Raw genomic sequence first — 17,941 nt, forward strand, 5'->3', positions numbered from 1 at the left:
CAATCGGAAACCATCGTTCCCCATTTTTCTTCGTACATCATGCCTTTTTTCGGTTTGATGATCGAAGATGGGAGTTCACTTTCATCGCCATACTTTTTGGCCGTCCGCCAGTTAATTTGAAGGGTATTCGCAATTCGATCGATGCTCAACCCTTTTTCATTTCGTAAGTGTTTGATACAATTGATATCGGACATTGTAAGCATTCCTTTCTAACCTCCACCTGTTATGAGTTCGCACTTTAACAGTAGAGGTTGACTTGGGCGGCTTGCAAGTCCATTTTTATTTGCATGAATTTCTCATGCAGAACTCTGTACAAATTCGTTGCAAAGTTCTGTACTTCTATTTTGCATTACACAAGTTTCAATAGTTTGATACATTCTAAGCCATTATCTATTTAACATAACATAAGTGGTAAAATTTTCAAATGAAATAATTGGCCGGAAAAGGCACTCGAAAAAAGTTTTTATTTGAGAGATGGGAATGTAACTTAATAGCAAGTAAGTTACATTCAGTACCTTGATTCCATTGTTTTCATCAGAAAACCATACCGAACTGGTTTTTTTAGAAAAAAAGATACTTTCCAAATCATTGTTTTGTAAAGCTTTAGAGATTGAATCTTAAAAAGATCTAGGTTTACATATCAGCAAGTTATCGGTAGTAGTAATCATGCTAATAGAACAATCTAAAGAAGAGCGGGGCTTATTTAACCCGGCTCTTCTTTGGATTGTAAGAAAAACGTTGCAGTTAAGAAAAACCACCTTCCTTAAATTCCTGAAAAACTTTCATTTTTTCAAATGGAAAGGAACGGTGGTGACAATAACGTTTTTCCGGTACAGCAGGGTGGTGCGAATCAGCAAGCCGGATTGGTTGTGCAGAAAGTTGTGCCAGCCTTTTTTCGGGATGAATTGCGGAATGAGGACGGTCACCTGGTAATTGGCTTCTTTGGCTTTCCGTTCCACTGAATCCACAAACCGATTCAAGGGGATGGAGATGCTTCGGTAGGGCGAGAAAAGCGTAACCAATCGGACATCCGGATGCCACTTCGCCCATTTTTCTTCAATTTTTTTCTCATCCTCCCGCTCAAAGGGAATGTAGACGGCGATAATCTGATCGGCTGAAAGCGAACGGGCATAGGTGATGGAGTGTTCGACGACCTGTGTGATGCCAGCAATCGGGATGATGAAGACATTGCCTTCGATGGGTACTGCAGTCGCTTTGTCTTGAATCCGCAATTGGTCTGCGACGGCATCGTAATGCTTCTTGATGCGGTAGAACAGAAAAATGATGGCGGGCAGAAAAACCAGCACGGGCCAGACCTGTGTGAATTTCGTTAAAAAGAACACCACGGTCACCGTCAAGCTGATCAAGGCCCCCGTTGCGTTAATGAATAGCTTCGTTTGCCAGCCTTTCGGCTTTTCCCGGAGCCATTTCACAATCATGCCGCTCTGTGACAGGGTAAAGGGAATGAAAACACCTACGGCATACAACGGAATCAATTGTTCGGTATGGCCGTTGAATGCCACAATCAACAAGATAGAGGCGAATCCCAAAATGACGATGCCATTGGAATAGCCCAATCGGTCACCCCGAACTGTAAACATCCGCGGGATGAATTTGTCTTTCGCCAAGTTGACAGCCAGCAGCGGGAAGGCAGAATAGCCGGTATTGGCTGCCAGGATCAAAATCAATGCGGTGGTACCCTGCACGAAGTAGTACAGGACGTTCCGGCCGAACGTTTCCTCTGCAATTAGGGACACGACCGTCGCTTCTGCTTGGGGCACGATGCCGTAGTAATATGCCAGAAAGACGATGCCTGAAAACATGGTGGCTAACAGAATGCCCATGGCTGTCAGCGTTTTCGCGGCGTTGGAGGAAGCCGGTTCCTTGAAGTTTGGGATGGCATTGGAAATCGCTTCGATGCCTGTTAAAGCGGAACTGCCGGAGGCAAAAGCCCGCAGCAGCAAGAACAAGCTAATGCCAGCGATCGGCGTGCCAACCGGCGTATGTAGATCCGAAGAAACTGTGCCTGTCAGGATATTGAATAAGCCAACACCGATTAAGAGAAACAAAGCCAGTACAAACAGGTAAACAGGATAGGCCAAAATCGAAGCAGATTCGGTTACTCCCCGCAGATTCAATAGCGTCAGAAGGATAACGAATGTCACCGCGATGGCCACATTGTGATCGTGCAAGGCCGGAAACGCAGAGGTGATGGCATCGGTGCCGGCCGACACACTGACGGCAACCGTGAGAATGTAATCCACCAGTAACGAGCCTCCCGCCAGCAATCCGGGATTGATGCCAAGATTTTCTTTCGAGACCACATAAGCGCCTCCGCCGTGCGGATAGGCATAGATGATCTGACGATAAGACAAGATGAGCGCCGTCAGCAGGAACAAGACCGCACAGGCAATGGGAAGCGAATACCAAAACGCGGCGGTACTTACCGTAATTAATACAATGAGGATTTGTTCCGGACCATAGGCGACGGAAGAAAGGGCGTCTGAAGAAAGAATCGCCAATGCCTTCTTTTTGTTGAGTTTCTGTTCTCCTAGCTGATCCGATTTTAATGGACGGCCAATCAACAGCTGTTTAAGAAAATTGAACATGGACTCCACCATCCCTAAAGTACGGCTTTTGATAAATCTAGCATAGTCCGATTTCCTTAAAATGCAAGCGAAATGAAGTTAACCGATTCACTAAAAAAACGCATTTTAACCACTATTCATTTACACTAAAAACATTGACATCCTTCAAGAATCAGCGTAATTTAGATTTGTCCAAAATATAAAAACCTACCTTTTAATCGCTGAATCAATTTGAACGGGGGACCCACAATCGATGAAATTCGTTTTCATCCGGGGTGAATCTTACTTGGTAAGAAGGGATACTCTCCATCCCTAATCCGGCAGCTAACCCCGTAAGCGTTACTTTGTAAGTTGAGAGAAGGGCCATAGGCAACGCCTAAGACCAGTCTATTTGTGCTGGTCTTTTTATTATGCAAATTTATCCGGGAAAGAGGAAGAAGGATGGAAAAACAATTTGTGGTCATCGGATTGGGGCGGTTTGGCAGCAGTGTCTGCCAGGAACTGTATGCGCTAGGGCACGAAATACTGGCAATGGACCGGAATGAGGAACGGGTGATCGCCATGTCGGATTACGCGACCCATACCGTCATTACCAACGGGACCGACGAGCGCGATCTGAAGGCCCTCGGCGTGCGGAATTTCGAGCACGCGATTGTCGCATTCAGCAATGATTTGCAGGCGAGCGTCCTGTGTACGCTCATGCTCAAGGAAATGGGAGTGCCCCATGTGTGGGTCAAAGCAGCCAATCAGCAGCATCAACTGATCTTGGAGAAAGTCGGCGCCGATCGCGTCATCCAGCCCGAAAAGGAAATGGGGGTTCGCATCGCGCATCATCTCGATTCCGACAAGGTGGTCGATTACATTGACTTATCCAACGACTACAGCATCGTTGAGTTGATCGCATCGTCCGCCATATCCGGGAAAACCTTGGTGCAACTGGATATCCGGGCCAAATACAATTGCACGGTATTGGGCATCAAACGGTTTGATGAGGTCAATATTGCGCCGTTGCCGGATGATGAAATCGTAAAAGGGGATATCCTGATCATGATGGGCCACAAGAAGGATTTGAAGAAATTCGAAGACAAAGGGCTTTAAGATCTTGCACTGCTTCCTGCACTTCCAATGTGACGAGCGAAACCTGTTCGTTCAACAACAGATTTACGATATATTTCTAAAAAAATGACCGAATTCATTTTTCAGACTAAGAGGTGTACACAATGAAGTTGATAAAAAAGAAAGGGAAATCCATCTCGCCTCCTTTCTTAATTGCCGGAAGTTTTCTGTTCCTGATCCTTCTTGGCACACTGTTACTAAAACTGCCGATTGCTACGACCGTTCCAATTACTTGGGCAGATGCGTTGTTTACGGCGACTTCTGCCACGACAGTGACCGGTTTAAGCGTCTTTGATCCCGGCACTACACTGACGGCATTCGGAGAAGTCGTGTTGCTGGTGTTGATCCAGTTTGGCGGCATCGGATTGATGACCTTTGCAACCGCCTTGCTGTTGTTATTCCGCAAGCGAATCGGGCTGCAGAATCGCCTGTACCTGCAAGAGTCTTTTTCCCAGAACTCCGTAGGCGGCATCATCCGGCTGGTAAGAACCATCCTGGCTTTTGTGGCCATTGTTGAAACGATAGGGATTTTGGCGCTTACGCTGTACTGGCTTCCTGACTATGGCTTCGAAGAAGCGTTGAACCTGAGCATCTTTCATGTTATTTCGGCCTTCAACAATGCCGGGTTCTCTTTGTTTCCAGACAATTTGATGAGCTTTGCAGGGGATCCGTTTGTGACGCTCCTCTTATCCAGCCTTTTTATCCTAGGGGGATTGGGGTTCACTGTCGTCATGGACATCTATCAAAAGAAATCGTTCCGCCAGTGGTCGCTACATACCAAATTGATGATTATAGGCACGGGCGTAATGAATCTGCTGGCAACATTGACCGTCTTGGTTCTGGAATACGGCAATCCGCAAACCATCGGGAACTTTTCTTTGTGGGATAAACTCACTGCCGCCTATTTTATGGGTGTCACTCCACGAACTGCAGGGTTTAACGTCGTGGACTACGGAGTCATGGAAGACCCAACGCTATTGTTTACCATGGCTTTAATGTTCATCGGTGCCGGAACGGCTTCGACGGCTTCCGGCATTAAGCTCAGCACGTTCATTGTGGTGGTGCTTGCCTCGATCGCTTTTTTGCAGACACGCAAAGAGCCGAATATTTTTGGCCGGTCCATCCGGCTGGAAGCCATCATCCGTTCACTAGCTGTCACGACCATCAGCATGCTTCTGGTGCTGTTGTTTATGTTCCTGTTGATGTCAGTAGAGAAGATCCCGTTCCTGCCACTGGCATTTGAAGTGGTTTCGGCATTTGGAACAGTTGGCTTGTCGATGGGAATTACCGCTGATTTGAGCAGCGTAGGCGAAGTGCTTCTTTGCATGGTGATGTTCATTGGGCGCATTGGACCATTGACCCTTTTCCTGATTTTGCTGAAACCGAAAAAAGAACATTACCGCTATCCGTACGATCAAGTGTATACCGGATGAATCAGTGGGTGTATGGGCGTTAGCCGATACATCCTTCTGTTTCGACTGGTAACTATTTATAGTTAAGAGGACTGATAAATATGTTTATCAGTTTACATATCATGCGGGTATCAGTAGCTTTTTAAGAATGCCCCTAAAATTAGAAAGGAAGTACTAGTAATGCCAAATATAAAGACTGACAGATTGACGTTAATTACTTTTACTATTGATATGATGAAAGCAGCCATTTCAAATAAAGAGCATTTGGAAAAAATAACGACTTATCGAGTTGCCGATCAATATCCGTCGGAAATGTATAAAGAAATACTTCCTTATAAAGTGCAACGGTTCAGCCAATATCCTGACGAAAATGACTGGGAGGGAATCATCATACACACTAAAGATCATACCATCATAGGCGACATGGGCATCAGAAGTAGTACTGAAGATCCAAAAGAGCTAGAGTTGGGTTATAGCATCGTTCCCCGCTACCAGGGGTATGGATATGCGACCGAAATGGCAAAAGCGATGGTGAAGTGCGGGCTGGAACAGCCTGGTATAGAGAGGATTATAGCGGGGTGTGATAACGATAACTTTGCTTCGATTCGAGTATTAGAAAAAGCTGGGTTAAAACGGTTTGAAGAAAAAGAGAATAAAATTCACTGGTCTACGTAAAGGGAATTAATTGCTAAAAATTCTAGTTTACATATGAGGGATTATCAGAAGTAGTAATTACTTTAATAGCAACATACAAAGGGGGGAGAGCACTTCTAATCAGCAATGCTTTTCCCCTTTTGTCTGCAAAAGTATACTTTTATGAATGGTATTATTTCCAAAATTAACTAGCTATTTCTTTTGTCGCTACGTATATTTAAAGAAATAGCCTTACTATACAAGTGAGGGGTATGGGATCAACAAGAAGGTATTAAGGAGATAGATATTAAAATGAAACGCAATAACAATTTAAAAGATCCTTCAAAAAGATATATAGATTTAGTAAATGAAGGTTATCCTTCACTTGGATTATTTCCGAAGAAGAAAAGATTGAGAGCGATAGAGTTCTTTAAAAGTAAACTAAATGAAGAAGAGTTTGTGATAGAAGAATTGGCTAGTGGCTTTATCTTAATCGGTTATTTATATCAGGAAATTAAAGACTATGAAAATGCTTCATTTTATTTTGATAAAGGCTACAGCTTGGGAAAAGATATTTTATTTTCTTACGATTCTGGTTTGAAAAAAACACTAAAAACTTATTTAAAAGCGAACCGAAAAGATTTATATGATTATTGGCGCGCAGATTTCTTAAAACGAGGTCAGTACGATAAAAAGTTTAATAGATTGTTGAACTCATAATTACTAACACTAATCGAATGTAATGATGCTGACTATAATGGCAAGTAAATTATAGCAATAGTTTTTAAGCAACTGCAGAACGCTCTGGAGGAAATGAAGAAAGCTTAGTCATATTGTAAATGGAAATTTCAAGATAAAGACTAGGGTTTGAATGTAACTTAAGTGCAGTTAATGAAGTTATAACTATCAAAATGTACAGGAATAAACAGAAAACAAGTATTTCCTATATTGTAGGGAGGAAACCATGATGAAGAAAAATAAAAGAAATATATTAGGAAATTTATCAATAATTGCAGCCATAGCGAGTATGATTTTCTTCTTTTTACCTATAGACGATGAAATAGATGCAATGATCATTGGTTTAATTTCGTTATTAGGGATAGGGTTTGCTTTAGGATCTAAAGAAATATGGTATGTCCTTATTGGCACTCTATCAAATATTGCAATGTTCGGCATGGCATATCTTTTATTAATTGGGACAGAATTTAGTTAGCTCCAATGTAGAAACTCAGACCGATAAAATCATGGGAAGTGCGTTCATATTAGAAGCCGCGAGTTTTGAAGAAGCAATCCGAGTGGCTTCTCTACATCCGACTGTGCAGGTAAGTTTAGCAGAACAGCTGGGATGGGAAATAGAGATCCGCGCAATCGACTCCTTCGACATGAAAGAATAGAGGGTTTACAGCTGCAATCCCTTAATTCTTTCATGTTTACTATGTTTTACAAGTAGAATACGCGTCTGCTATGAGGTATGAAGATTTGTTGCATACAATAGGCGAATACTCCGATGTTTATGTTGTGGGCAAAGGCTTTAAATGAACCTATGTGATTCCTTATGAAGAAGATTGGAGTCCACACTTTTATAGAAAAATCCAAGGGGATTTAAAAGATTGTATTAAATTGACGTTAAGAAGAGAGTATCCCGTTAAAAAGGCTTATAGAAAATTTAGTTTACATTTCCTGAGTTATTGGTGGAGAAGAAGCTTGCATCAGAGCCTCTTCTTTTTTTGTTCTAAAAAGTATACTTCTCAATATCCTTATTTCCCGATTTATTGTTAGCGCTAATTTCAGCTATTTTATGGTGGGAATTATTGTTAATATTGATGTACCAAGAATTTAATATTTCTTTTAAGATCTGCTGGTTAATCTATTTCAACAAAAAGTTAATGTCTCATGAGAAGGTACTTGATCGATAGGCACCTTCGCTTTTTTATTTTGAAGGAAAAGGATTATTAAGGAGATGTTCAATTGATTTTAGAGACAGAAAGATTTGAGGTTACTTCAGAAACAGAAAGACTAATCATACGACCGCTAAAAAAACAGGATTATCAAGAATGGCTAAGGGGATTTGAACAGCGAGCTCATTCCCAAAACCGGCATGACCAAGGAAAAATAGATATGAGCGAATATACACAGGACTGGTTTGAAGACTTGGTGAATAAACACCAGAAATTGGCCATAAACGACACGGCACACGTTTTTGGCATTTTCCGAAAAGAAGATGGAAAGCACTTAGGAATGGTTGATTTTTCTACCTTGGCTAGAAGCAGCTTTCAATGGGGAAGACTCGGTTATACCATTCACAATCAATACTGGAAAAAAGGATATGGCAAAGAAGCTGTAAAAGAAGCGTTGCATTTGGCTTTTACACAACTTGGATTTCATCGCATAGAAGCACATATCAATCTGGATAATCTTCCGTCCATGAAATTGGCAGAGAGCGCCGGGATGAAATTTGAATGTAAAAGGGAAGGGTTTCTCTTTGAGAACGGAGAGTGGACGGATCATTTGGTTTACTTTGCGAATCGGAAGGGGTAACTTCCTCTCCTGCTACGAGAGTAGACAGTCATCATTCAGTAGATGCAGTTTATAGCTGAAAGATTGGTAATGAATTTGGGAAATCGATGAATCAATGTATTGTTATTTTTTGATAGGAGTGGTTGGAGATTAGTGAAAAAAATAGTTCGGTTAAAGTAATCCCTCGCCTTATCCATATGGAAACTTTTCTTAAAGCATTAGCCTCACATCCAGAAACCAGCAGAAAAGATTTATTCCTAGAAATATTTAATCTTACAGAAGAGGAATTAGAAACGATATCATTCTTCGGCATACTTAATTTAGAGAGTTAGATAGGAATACTTGAAACGCAATTAAATATGTTGCAGAACCTTGCTTATGAAGACTTTATAAAGGATGAATTAACGCTTCTCCAAAAAGAATTCCCTGTTTCAAAAGCGATTGAATTTGAGTTGTTCATTCTTGATGAACAGGATCAATTTGTCAGAGAAAAGCTTGGAGGTGTTTCAGCATTCACTGACTGGAGTGGCAAGATATTTTTCGCAGTGCTTCCTGACGCTCAAGTTCGTTCAACCCTAAGATCAGTCATTAACCACGAATATCATCATCATTGGCGAACACATGCCTTAAATATCACCGAACAGAATCAAACATTAATGGACCGATTGATACTAGAAGGTTTAGCAGAACATTTTGTAAGAATCAGATTGGGCGATGTCTATATTGGTCCTTATAAAGATGCACTAACCGAAGAGCAAGCCAAAGATTTATGGGAAAGTACATACAAATCATGTCGCAACGAACTAGGTGAAAGAACCAACGTCTACATGTTCGGAAGCAAAGAAGAAAACTTGCCTTTCTGGGGCGGTTATTCCCTTGGATATTATTTAGTGAAATGGTATTTAGAGAAAAACGAAGGCAGCTCTATTGAATACATGACATCCTTGTCTAGTGAAAAATTTTCATTTTAAGCTTTAACTTCTGCACATTTAAATTCCTAAAAAACGCAAGAACAGAAATTGCGAGAAAAAATGGTACAATCAAAATTCTGCTCGATCAGGTTTTTAAGCTCGGTTTCCAAAAGGATGCAGGTTTATATAGCAGCACTTATCGGAAGGGAGGAAGCTAGCAGAGCTTTTTCCCTCCTTTTTATCCAGAAACGCGTATTTTTACGAACGTTACTTCTTAAAAAAATTCTTGCTATTTGTTATGGGAATTGAAAAAATGGCAGAATGCTTTGTTTTGAGAGCTTTCCTATCTTTGTCCTTCTATATGGATAAATATCGAAATGATTAATCATCAGTTGAAAAAGGGGCTGCTTTAGCACCGGCTTTAAATAATAAGGGGATAAGTGCCAATAAAGTCATTCCTACAATCAATGTAGCGAGTATTAACTCTTTCCAGATAATCAAATCTTCTACAAACATGTGATGAATAATCAAGGAATTTATTGGAATGTTAAGCAATAAGCCCGTAAGAAGCCCGGGTGCATATTTTTTCATCAGTATAGTTGCCATAAGATGGGGGAAGATAGCGTTCAAAATCATGGACCCTAAAAAGCCGATAAAAATCCATTTAGTTAAGGTTAATTCTGGTCTATAGACATAACCAAAGGCCGATAAATAAGCAAAAGCAGTTATAACAATAACCGCAAAATGAAATTCACTTGTGGTAACTGACTTTTGAAATTTGGAAGGTTGTTGAGACCATTTAGGCAGCCAAATTGCCTCTTCAATATTATGCAATGTAATAGCAAAACAAAAGAATAATGCGAGATACTCCATTTATCTGTTCCTCCTTTACGCAGCAGTGTACAAGATTTGTTCAATGAGGCCTTAACAATAAAATAAGTAATATTAAACCAACTCTATCATGTTACTTACCAAAAGCTACAATCTACTTATTAGATTCAAGTTTGCATATGAGGGATTATCGATAGAGGAGAAGAGCAATCTTCTTCTCTTTTTATCTAAAGAAGTGAAATTTTCCAAACGATTTTCTGTATGATTTAATATCGACAAAAAGAACCGAAAAAGTTCTTTTGCTTAGTCCTTATTTTATTATGCCCTTAAATCTTGCTCGTTTATAAATATTTATTTTTAATGAACTATCTATATTAAGGTCAATAGATAATTTGCCGTTCACATGTTTGCTGTATTTAACTAAGAATGCCTGCAATACTTTATCAGATGCAGATTAACGATTTCATTTGAGATGATTGCAACTACTTCGGAAAAATATTTGTTGGTAAGGATACATTGTTTCTGGTTTTTAAACGAAGATATAATTCTATGGGATAAAAATCTTTAAGAAGAAGTGAGCGCATACACTTCCTAAGATTATCTGGAAAGAGGATTAGGGATAAGAAAAAGATAATACTCAATACAGATGCATGATAAACTGTGGATAAATCAGACAAACAACGAGCAACCGTTAATGAATGAGGTGATAAAGTGAAGCTGTTTCGTAGAGGAAGAAACGAAAAGCCTGAACAGGATGAAAAAAATAACGAGATGAAAAAACTGACACGGGCTTCGCTTGAAAAACTTATGCTCCAGGCAGACAAAGAGATTGTTTTCTTATGCGTCGGATCGGATCTGGCCATTGTCGATTCAGTAGGGCCGTTAACTGGAACCTTGTTAGAAGAAAACAATCTTCCATATCGTGTATACGGCACCCTGAAAGCTCCGGTTCATGCACTGAATTTGGAAACTACCTTAAAGGAAATCCATCAGGGGCTTGGTGAGCATTTGCTAATTGTATTGGATGCCTGTATCGGCCAAGAAGAAGAAATCGGACAGGTCTTTCTGAAAACCGGTCCCCTATATCCAGGAAAAGCGATAGGTAACCCATTGCCTCCAGTTGGGGATTTTCATTTAATCGCCGTTGTAAATTGCCATGATCGAGACACATATGAGCATTATTTAACGGATACAAGACTTTTTACGATTTATGATATGGCGAAAAGAACATCAGAACTTATCCTCACCGCTGCTCGGAGCATTCAGGAAAAGCAGTTTAAAACCGATTAGGCTGTTTGTTGTGCAACGTCAAATCCTTGAGGTGTTCAGACGCTTTGATGAGAAAGTCAGGTTCACCAAAACTGCCCGATTTAAGACAATAAGCATGTATCTGCCAACAGCGAGTCCTGAAGGTACGCCGGTTGCAATTCTTTCTAAAATGAAGTTCCGCTGGATGACCGATTTTCTACTAACCGACTCGAAGCATCTCCCACGGCATTTACCAGTTTCTTTAAGTCCTCTTTATTGCTCGCTTGAACAGTGATATCAGTTAAAAGAAAGGAAACCATTTTGCTGATGGTCAATGGATCAATTTGCCGCGCTTCGCCAATCTGTATTGTCTGCAGAACTGCATCGGGATTGTTGTCGGTCATACCAACACGTCGCTGTTGCTTTTCAGCTTATTCAAAACTTCTACGCTATAATGAGTTTGAGGAATTGCTGAGGTAACCCAATTACTATTAGAAAAGAGCCAGAAAAATGACCGGAATAAATAAGATTCCTTTACAAACCAAAATATTAGGGCTGATCAGTGCACTGGTCTTTTTTATCGTGATTCTTCTCGCTGGCATATTTGCTTATCTGGAATCCATTGATACAAGAGCGCAAGTGGAACAATTGGCTTTGCAAACGGCAAAGACGATTGCTCTCATGCCCGAACTCCGGGAAGGCATTGAACAGAAAGATATAGATAGCCGTTTCCGGCCAATTGCCGAGCAAGTAAAAGACCAGGTCAATGCGGTGGATATCGTGATTGAGAATCGTGAAGAAATCATTTATTCACATGTGGACTCCACATTGATAAGCCAAAAGAGCATGGATCCCGCCAATTACCAAACATTGATTTTTGGGGGATCAAATAATTTTGAAGTGGCACGGAAGCAAGGTTCCGTGTTGACTGGAAAAGTTCCGGTTATTGCAGATTACGGCGAATATACGCAAATCATTGGAACGGTTTCCGTCGAATTTTTGGAACGGGATATTTACCAGAGCATTACTGAACGCATTAAAATGATTGGCCTTGCCTCATTGGCCGTGGTTCTGCTCGGGATCATTGGCGGAGTTTTATTAGCCAAAAGTATCAGAAACGATACGCTGGGACTTGAACCGCATGAAATTGCTTCGCTATATCGTGAAAGGAATGCCATTCTTTTATCCGTTAAAGAAGGAATTATAGCGATCGATGGAAAGGGATTCATCACCTTAATTAATCATTCTGCAAAATCCATGCTGAATCTGGATTCGGAAAACCTTCTCGGCCAGCCTATCAAGCATTTTCTGCATCATATAAAAATAGATGATGTACTGCGGACAGAAAAAGCGGTTACCAATGCCGAGGTTCCGATTAATGAAAAAACATTTATCTTTAATATCATTCCAATTATTGAAAACGGGACAGTGGCAGGAGCAGTTTCAAGTTTCCGGGATAAAACGGAATTGAAAAGTCTGATGAATACCATCACAGAAGTTCGCGAATATTCAGATGGCCTACGTGCACAAACACACGAGTACGCCAATAAATTATTTTTATTATCCGGGTTGTTGCAGCTGGATCGGCATCAGGAAGCTTTGGAATTTATTCAAAAAGAGTCTGTTATCCATCAGCAACAAAACCAGGTCCTTTTCAATCAAATTCACGATACACACGTCCAGGCTGTTTTGTTGGGAAAAATCAGCAAGGCATCTGAAAAGAAAATACTTTTTGAAATCGATGCCGAAAGTTATGTAGATCCGTTTCCAGTTCATATAGAGGCAGCGGATATTGCCATTATTATCGGCAATCTGCTCGACAATGCATTTGATGCGGTGGAGCATCAACTAGAGAAAAAAGTAGCTTTTTCAATTACTGGCGTAGGCAGCGAGATTATAATAGAAGTAACAGACAATGGAAAAGGAATCTCAAGCGAAGCACTAACGTCTTTGTTTACGTTGGGGTACTCCTCTAAGGGAGACAAAAGGGGATACGGTTTGTTCAATGTGAAACGTATTGTCGAATCATTAGGTGGGACGGTTGAAGTAAACAACGTGCGGGAAGGAAGAACTATTTTTACCGTCTATCTTCCTAAAAAACGAGAGGGTCAGCAAGGAGCGAAAATGAATGATTAAGGTTGTTATAGCAGAAGATGATTTTCGGATTGCTCAAGTACAGGAGCAGTTTTTGCAAAAGGTAACAGATGTGGAATTGGTAGGGAAAGCATTAAATGCAAAAGAAACGTTGGAACTTTTAAGTAAGCATGAAGTGGATCTGCTGCTGCTCGACATTTATATGCCGGATGAATTAGGTACGGAGTTATTGCCAAAAATCAGAGAAAACCATCCGCTGGTTGATATTATTATGGTGACGGCTGCAACGGAAAGAATGATGCTTGAGAAGGCGGTCAAATATGGCGTTTTTAACTACCTATTAAAGCCGGTGACTATGAAAAAATTTGTTGAGACGATTGAGGATTACAAAAGAAAGAAAAAATTGCTCAGCGCTGCAGAAGACGTGGATCAAATAATGATTGACCGATACTTTGGAAGTATGAATCAATCGGCCGCTATACAAAAAGATCTTCCTACAGGTGTCGATCGCCATACATTGGACAAAGTGAAAGATGTAGTGAAAAAGCTTAAAGGTGTTTCAATCGATGAAATGAGCGAAGAATTGGGGGTATCCCGGACAACTGCCAGAAGGTATTTGGAGTATCTCGTATTGATAGACGTCTGTGTAGCAAAACACGATTATGGCATTGTCGGAAGGCCTCAGAGAAAGTATTACCTTTTAGAATAAGGAACTGGAATTTATTTTTTCAAATTAATGAGGGATAAACATTGAGAAGAAAACACATAATAATTTCCGCTCTTTTTGCTATCTTATTGGCTGGATGTTCACAAGAAGAACCGGATATCAGCCTGGATGAAGTTACGCTTGTGGCTGGTTCGATTGGCGGAGGATGGGACATAACAGCGCAGATGATACGAGACAGTTTACTCAGTGAAAACTTGATTGACGGAGAAATTCAAGTCGTTAATCATCTCGGAGCAGGAGGAGAATTAGGCTGGAAATACACGCAGCAGCAAAAAGGGCCAGTATTAGCCGTCAATTCAAGCTTGCTCATTACAAATCATTTATTAGGGCAAAGCCAGTTGACCTATAAAGATTTTACACCACTCGCCATTTTGGCGACAGAATGGGAAGTGGTGGTTGTATCGAAGGATTCAAGCATAAAAAGTGCAAATAGCTTAATAGAGAATCTGAAAGATGCACCGCAGAATTTTAAAATCGGCGTTTCGCCAAGACTTGGGAATGACGATCAACTGTCATTCGTGTTGGCGAGCGAACAAGCTGGAGCAAAGCCGGAAGAACTTGACTTTCATATCTACGAAAATAGTGCCCAAGTAGTGGAAGCGTTGTTGGAAAAGCAGATAGACGTTGCGTCGATGACCTTATCGGAAGCAAAGAAATATTACGATCTGGACCAAGTAAAAATACTTGTGATTTCATCTGATGAAAGATTAAAAGAACTTCCGGAAATCCCCACATGGACGGAAGAAGGCATTGAAGTTGTTTTTGAACATTGGCGAGGCATTATGGGGCCGCCGAATATGGCAAAAGATGAAATTCAGTTTTGGGATGAGACATTTGGGGAAATGGTGCAAACAGAAGAATGGCAACAAACCATCGAACAGTATATGTGGAAAGATTTTTATATGAATAGCAGTGAAACAACAGAGTTTTTGGAAGAGCAAAGTAAGATGTATGAAGAATTGATGAAGGGCAGCGGCAAATAAGACAGCTTCTCACAAAGTTATAGAAGGAATAGTTGCAATGAAATAAAGCTTTGCAGCGGCTCTTGCCTCTTTTATAGCTAAAGTGATTAGAAACTTACTCCCGGCCGTATCTACAAATAATTTTCATGTCGAAATCAGCCTATTACTAAGGGCTTCAGTTTAAGGCATTAATACGCCTTAAGCTGAAGCCTTTTTGTGTTATTTTTTTACATTAAATCAGCTGGAATTTCAAGCTCTCAGGTATGATTCAACGCACTTTAATGTTTTGCTAACGCCATTGAATAAAAACGCGAATACTCCGACGATGGTTTTTATGTACGAAAAGAATTCAAAGGATTTAAATGACAAAAATTTGTAAACGTTTACATAGAGAATTCCATCCTCTATATTTATAAACAATATCTAATTGGCGAATTATTTCACAAGTTTAATGACTGACAATTTCGAAAAAATTTAAGGGGGAATAAATATGTTAGCTCTTTTGGGTTATTCAATGATCGCTGTATTTATGTTTTTGATCATCACAAAACGGATGTCTGCATTGGTTGCGCTGGTAACTATACCGACGTTGTTCGCTTTGCTTGGAGGTTTTGGTGCTGGGCTTGGCGATATGATGATGGAAGGGATCAAGCAAGTTGCTCCAACCGGGGTTATGTTGATGTTCGCTATACTTTACTTTGGCATTATGATTGACGCAGGCTTGTTCGATCCACTTGTCTCAAAAATTTTAGCGATTGTTAAGGGAGATCCATTGAAAATTGTTTTAGGGACGGCTATCCTGGCGATGCTTGTAGCACTTGATGGCGATGGCACCACTACTTATATGATCACCGTATCAGCCATGCTGCCGCTTTATAAGCGGATTGGCATGAACCCGCTAGTATTGACTTGTGTCGCGATGCTTTCATTCGGCGTCATGAACATGATGCCTTGGGGCGGACCGACAGCAAGAGCAGTAGCGGCACTGCAGCTGGATATGGCAGATGTATTTACGCCGCTCATCCCTGTAATGGCAGCCGGGATCTTATGGACTTTGTTTACGGCATTTGTCCTTGGAAGAAAAGAGCGGAAAAGATTGGGCGTTGCTGAGATTCAATATTCTGTGAAAGAGACACTTGCGTTAAGTGAAGTAAGCGCAGCCGCTATTCCGAATGACACGAAACGGCCAAAGTTGATATGGATAAATCTTATTTTGACCATTGCCTTGATAGTCTGTTTGGTTGCTTCTGTCTTGCCGTTGGCTACGCTGTTCATGATTGCTTTTGTCATCGCGCTGATGATCAACTACCCAAACCTGGATGATCAGAAGAAAAGAATTTCCAGCCATGCAGGAAATGTCCTTGCCGTTGTGGGATTGGTTTTTGCTTCTGGTATTTTTACAGGGATTTTATCTGGAACAGAAATGGTCGATGCGATGGCTAACAGTTTAGTAGCAGTGATTCCGGAATCGCTAGGCTCGTATTTTGCTGTTATTACCGCTGTCACCAGTATTCCATTCACTTACTTTATGGCAAATGATCCTTATTATTTCGGCGTACTGCCAATTTTAGCTGAAACGGCAGCAGCTTATGGCGTGGATCCGGTTGAAATTGCACGTGCATCCTTATTGGGCCAGCCAATCCATGCGATGAGCCCCTTGATGGCTTCTGCTTACTTGCTTGTCGGTATGGCGGGTGTGGAGTTCGGAGACCATCAAAAATTCATTTTTAAATGGGCGTTGGGGTCATGCTTTGTAATGATTTTCTTTTCGATTGCTATCGGCGTCATTACGTTATAAGCTCCCATACTAGAGAATGTCTCTGTAGAAAATATCAAGATACTCATCAGCTTCTGCGTTTGAATACATGCATCTCCCGGCCGATGAACTGGACTCGAAATGATAGACACTTTTAAAAGTGGCTCCATTTCGAGTTTTTTCTGTTTCTTAAGCATCGGTATACTATATTCGTCTGGTTGGCAGGAATATTTTTATAGGAGACAGTTTGTCTAATCAAGTACAACACTTCATCCATGAATACTTCGCCGTTCGCCGCTTCAGTCATTTCCGTGTCCGTTCATTGATCAGCCGTAGAGCCTCGTTTAATTCACTTTCATTGACGGTGGCGACACAGGCATTGCTCCTTCCGCCGCATTAAACCTGGACCAACCCTTCATGAAAGATGTCCATGAAGTGCATAAAGCGGCACCAAAAGCGACAATCTTCGCTGTTCGCATGGAAGTGGTCAACCACTGGAACCTCTCAAGTGCAGATTTGAAAAGATTTGCGGAAGAAAAAGGCATGGCTTCGAATGTAGTTATTCCAAATGATGGCGATTGCTATTATTATTAGCGGTAATTTCAGCTATTTTATGGTGGGAATTATTGTTAATATTGATGTACCAAGAATTTAATATTTCTTTTAAGATCTGCTGATTGATCTATTTCAACAAAAGGTTAATGTCTCATGAGAAGGTACTTAATCGATAGTCACCTAGCATCAAAAGATTGGAAAAAGCGCCGAAAAATGTTCAAGAACTATTGGACCCAGCCGTTCCTCTCCAATCTGTAAATAAGGATGGGGAAATGACCTATATCATTTATCAGGCAACAGATGAGGTAACTGCTTCTCTTGAAAAACAAGGAGATAAATTGAACGTGAAATTGAAAGCCATGCCCAAAGAGGATGGCGAAATTGAACAACATGTATTTAAGTTGAAAGTAGACAAGGATACGGAAATGATTGACATACTCATAAATGGTAAATCAACTCCCATTGCTATAATCACTGGTTCATAAAAACTTAGTTTTTGAAAGAATAAAATTTTACATTCTGGTAGTTATGTTGCATTCAGTTACTTGTATTATCTAAATTAAATTCAAAGAACTTCAACAAAAAAGGCGG

The 17,941-nt window shown here is 40.7% G+C and carries 16 protein-coding genes, 1 pseudogene and 1 riboswitch; of the genes and pseudogenes, 14 read left to right on the forward strand and 3 right to left on the reverse strand.

Translation table 11 applies throughout. From position 1 onward, the window contains the following. A pseudogene (locus BLQ32_RS13165) lies at window positions 1-203 on the reverse strand (IS21 family transposase); the annotation flags it as partial. Between the two features lie 579 nt (window positions 204-782). Beyond that, window positions 783-2,609 (reverse strand): APC family permease, encoded by a 1,827-nt coding sequence (locus BLQ32_RS13170; RefSeq protein ID WP_074510668.1) that lies wholly within the window; start codon window positions 2,607-2,609, stop codon window positions 783-785. 188 nt (window positions 2,610-2,797) lie between these two features. After that, window positions 2,798-2,942, forward strand: a riboswitch (cyclic di-AMP (ydaO/yuaA leader). A gap of 87 nt (window positions 2,943-3,029) precedes the next feature. On the opposite strand from BLQ32_RS13170, the gene BLQ32_RS13175 reads away from it, so the two are divergent. From BLQ32_RS13175 to BLQ32_RS13205, 7 genes are all read left to right on the forward strand, one after another. Further along, window positions 3,030-3,686, forward strand: coding sequence for a potassium channel family protein (locus tag BLQ32_RS13175; protein ID WP_074510669.1), 657 nt, complete (start codon window positions 3,030-3,032; stop codon window positions 3,684-3,686). Window positions 3,687-3,808: 122 nt separating this feature from the next. Then, window positions 3,809-5,137, forward strand: coding sequence for a TrkH family potassium uptake protein (locus tag BLQ32_RS13180; protein WP_074510670.1), 1,329 nt, complete (start codon window positions 3,809-3,811; stop codon window positions 5,135-5,137). Between the two features lie 159 nt (window positions 5,138-5,296). Further along, window positions 5,297-5,791 carry a GNAT family N-acetyltransferase gene (locus BLQ32_RS13185; protein ID WP_074510671.1) on the forward strand — a complete coding sequence of 165 codons (495 nt, stop codon included), beginning with the start codon at window positions 5,297-5,299 and terminating at the stop codon, window positions 5,789-5,791. 270 nt (window positions 5,792-6,061) lie between these two features. After that, a complete protein-coding gene (locus BLQ32_RS13190) occupies window positions 6,062-6,469 on the forward strand; it encodes a hypothetical protein (RefSeq protein WP_074510672.1) in 408 nt (135 codons plus the stop codon). 247 nt (window positions 6,470-6,716) lie between these two features. Next, window positions 6,717-6,962: a hypothetical protein gene (locus BLQ32_RS13195; protein WP_074510673.1), complete on the forward strand. Its 246-nt coding sequence runs from the start codon at window positions 6,717-6,719 to the stop codon at window positions 6,960-6,962. Between the two features lie 755 nt (window positions 6,963-7,717). Then, window positions 7,718-8,287: a GNAT family N-acetyltransferase gene (locus tag BLQ32_RS13200; protein WP_074510674.1), complete on the forward strand. Its 570-nt coding sequence runs from the start codon at window positions 7,718-7,720 to the stop codon at window positions 8,285-8,287. Window positions 8,288-8,625: 338 nt separating this feature from the next. Next, the gene (locus tag BLQ32_RS13205) at window positions 8,626-9,237 is read left to right on the forward strand and encodes a DUF2268 domain-containing putative Zn-dependent protease (protein ID WP_244890361.1); all 612 of its coding nucleotides are present in this window, start codon (window positions 8,626-8,628) and stop codon (window positions 9,235-9,237) included. A 321-nt stretch (window positions 9,238-9,558) separates the two neighbouring features. Here the strand turns inward: BLQ32_RS13205 and BLQ32_RS13210 are convergent, their stop codons facing one another. Continuing rightward, window positions 9,559-10,050 (reverse strand): HXXEE domain-containing protein, encoded by a 492-nt coding sequence (locus BLQ32_RS13210; protein ID WP_074510675.1) that lies wholly within the window; start codon window positions 10,048-10,050, stop codon window positions 9,559-9,561. Window positions 10,051-10,719: 669 nt separating this feature from the next. Between BLQ32_RS13210 and yyaC the strand changes: the two genes are divergently transcribed. The 7 genes from yyaC to BLQ32_RS13240 all read left to right on the forward strand — a co-directional run bounded on the left by yyaC (window position 10,720) and on the right by BLQ32_RS13240 (window position 17,835). After that, window positions 10,720-11,298, forward strand: coding sequence for a spore protease YyaC (gene yyaC / locus BLQ32_RS13215; protein ID WP_083335335.1), 579 nt, complete (start codon window positions 10,720-10,722; stop codon window positions 11,296-11,298). Between the two features lie 468 nt (window positions 11,299-11,766). Then, a complete protein-coding gene (locus tag BLQ32_RS13220; RefSeq protein WP_074510676.1) occupies window positions 11,767-13,392 on the forward strand; it encodes an ATP-binding protein in 1,626 nt (541 codons plus the stop codon). Continuing rightward, window positions 13,385-14,059 (forward strand): response regulator, encoded by a 675-nt coding sequence (locus BLQ32_RS13225; protein ID WP_036809024.1) that lies wholly within the window; start codon window positions 13,385-13,387, stop codon window positions 14,057-14,059. The genes BLQ32_RS13220 and BLQ32_RS13225 overlap by 8 nt, the downstream gene beginning before the upstream one ends. A 140-nt stretch (window positions 14,060-14,199) precedes the next feature. Next, window positions 14,200-15,060, forward strand: a complete 861-nt coding sequence (locus BLQ32_RS13230; protein ID WP_244890362.1) for a tripartite tricarboxylate transporter substrate binding protein — start codon at window positions 14,200-14,202, stop codon at window positions 15,058-15,060. 469 nt (window positions 15,061-15,529) lie between these two features. After that, window positions 15,530-16,837, forward strand: coding sequence for a CitMHS family transporter (locus BLQ32_RS13235; RefSeq protein WP_036809017.1), 1,308 nt, complete (start codon window positions 15,530-15,532; stop codon window positions 16,835-16,837). Window positions 16,838-17,212: 375 nt separating this feature from the next. Further along, on the forward strand, window positions 17,213-17,389 hold the full coding sequence (locus BLQ32_RS19870; RefSeq protein WP_175557116.1) for a hypothetical protein: 177 nt from the start codon (window positions 17,213-17,215) through the stop codon (window positions 17,387-17,389). 155 nt (window positions 17,390-17,544) lie between these two features. After that, window positions 17,545-17,835 carry a hypothetical protein gene (locus tag BLQ32_RS13240; protein ID WP_074510678.1) on the forward strand — a complete coding sequence of 97 codons (291 nt, stop codon included), beginning with the start codon at window positions 17,545-17,547 and terminating at the stop codon, window positions 17,833-17,835. Window positions 17,836-17,941: the final 106 nt, after the last annotated feature.

It is taken from the genome of Planococcus glaciei (assembly GCF_900099655.1).
Lineage (GTDB): Bacteria > Bacillota > Bacilli > Bacillales_A > Planococcaceae > Planococcus > Planococcus glaciei.

Bases quoted from the DNA above. Each gene is read 5' to 3' on its own strand.
- BLQ32_RS13190 (WP_074510672.1), top strand. From the start codon at position 6,062: ATGAAACGCAATAACAATTTAAAAGATCCTTCAAAAAGATATATAGAT.
- BLQ32_RS13235 (WP_036809017.1), top strand. From the start codon at position 15,530: ATGTTAGCTCTTTTGGGTTATTCAATGATCGCTGTATTTATGTTTTTG.
- BLQ32_RS13220 (WP_074510676.1), top strand. From the start codon at position 11,767: ATGACCGGAATAAATAAGATTCCTTTACAAACCAAAATATTAGGGCTG.
- BLQ32_RS13210 (WP_074510675.1), bottom strand. From the start codon at position 10,050: ATGGAGTATCTCGCATTATTCTTTTGTTTTGCTATTACATTGCATAAT.
- BLQ32_RS13175 (WP_074510669.1), top strand. From the start codon at position 3,030: ATGGAAAAACAATTTGTGGTCATCGGATTGGGGCGGTTTGGCAGCAGT.
- BLQ32_RS13170 (WP_074510668.1), bottom strand. From the start codon at position 2,609: ATGTTCAATTTTCTTAAACAGCTGTTGATTGGCCGTCCATTAAAATCG.
- BLQ32_RS13195 (WP_074510673.1), top strand. From the start codon at position 6,717: ATGAAGAAAAATAAAAGAAATATATTAGGAAATTTATCAATAATTGCA.
- BLQ32_RS13205 (WP_244890361.1), top strand. From the start codon at position 8,626: ATGTTGCAGAACCTTGCTTATGAAGACTTTATAAAGGATGAATTAACG.
- BLQ32_RS13225 (WP_036809024.1), top strand. From the start codon at position 13,385: ATGATTAAGGTTGTTATAGCAGAAGATGATTTTCGGATTGCTCAAGTA.
- BLQ32_RS19870 (WP_175557116.1), top strand. From the start codon at position 17,213: ATGAAAGATGTCCATGAAGTGCATAAAGCGGCACCAAAAGCGACAATC.
- BLQ32_RS13180 (WP_074510670.1), top strand. From the start codon at position 3,809: ATGAAGTTGATAAAAAAGAAAGGGAAATCCATCTCGCCTCCTTTCTTA.
- BLQ32_RS13185 (WP_074510671.1), top strand. From the start codon at position 5,297: ATGCCAAATATAAAGACTGACAGATTGACGTTAATTACTTTTACTATT.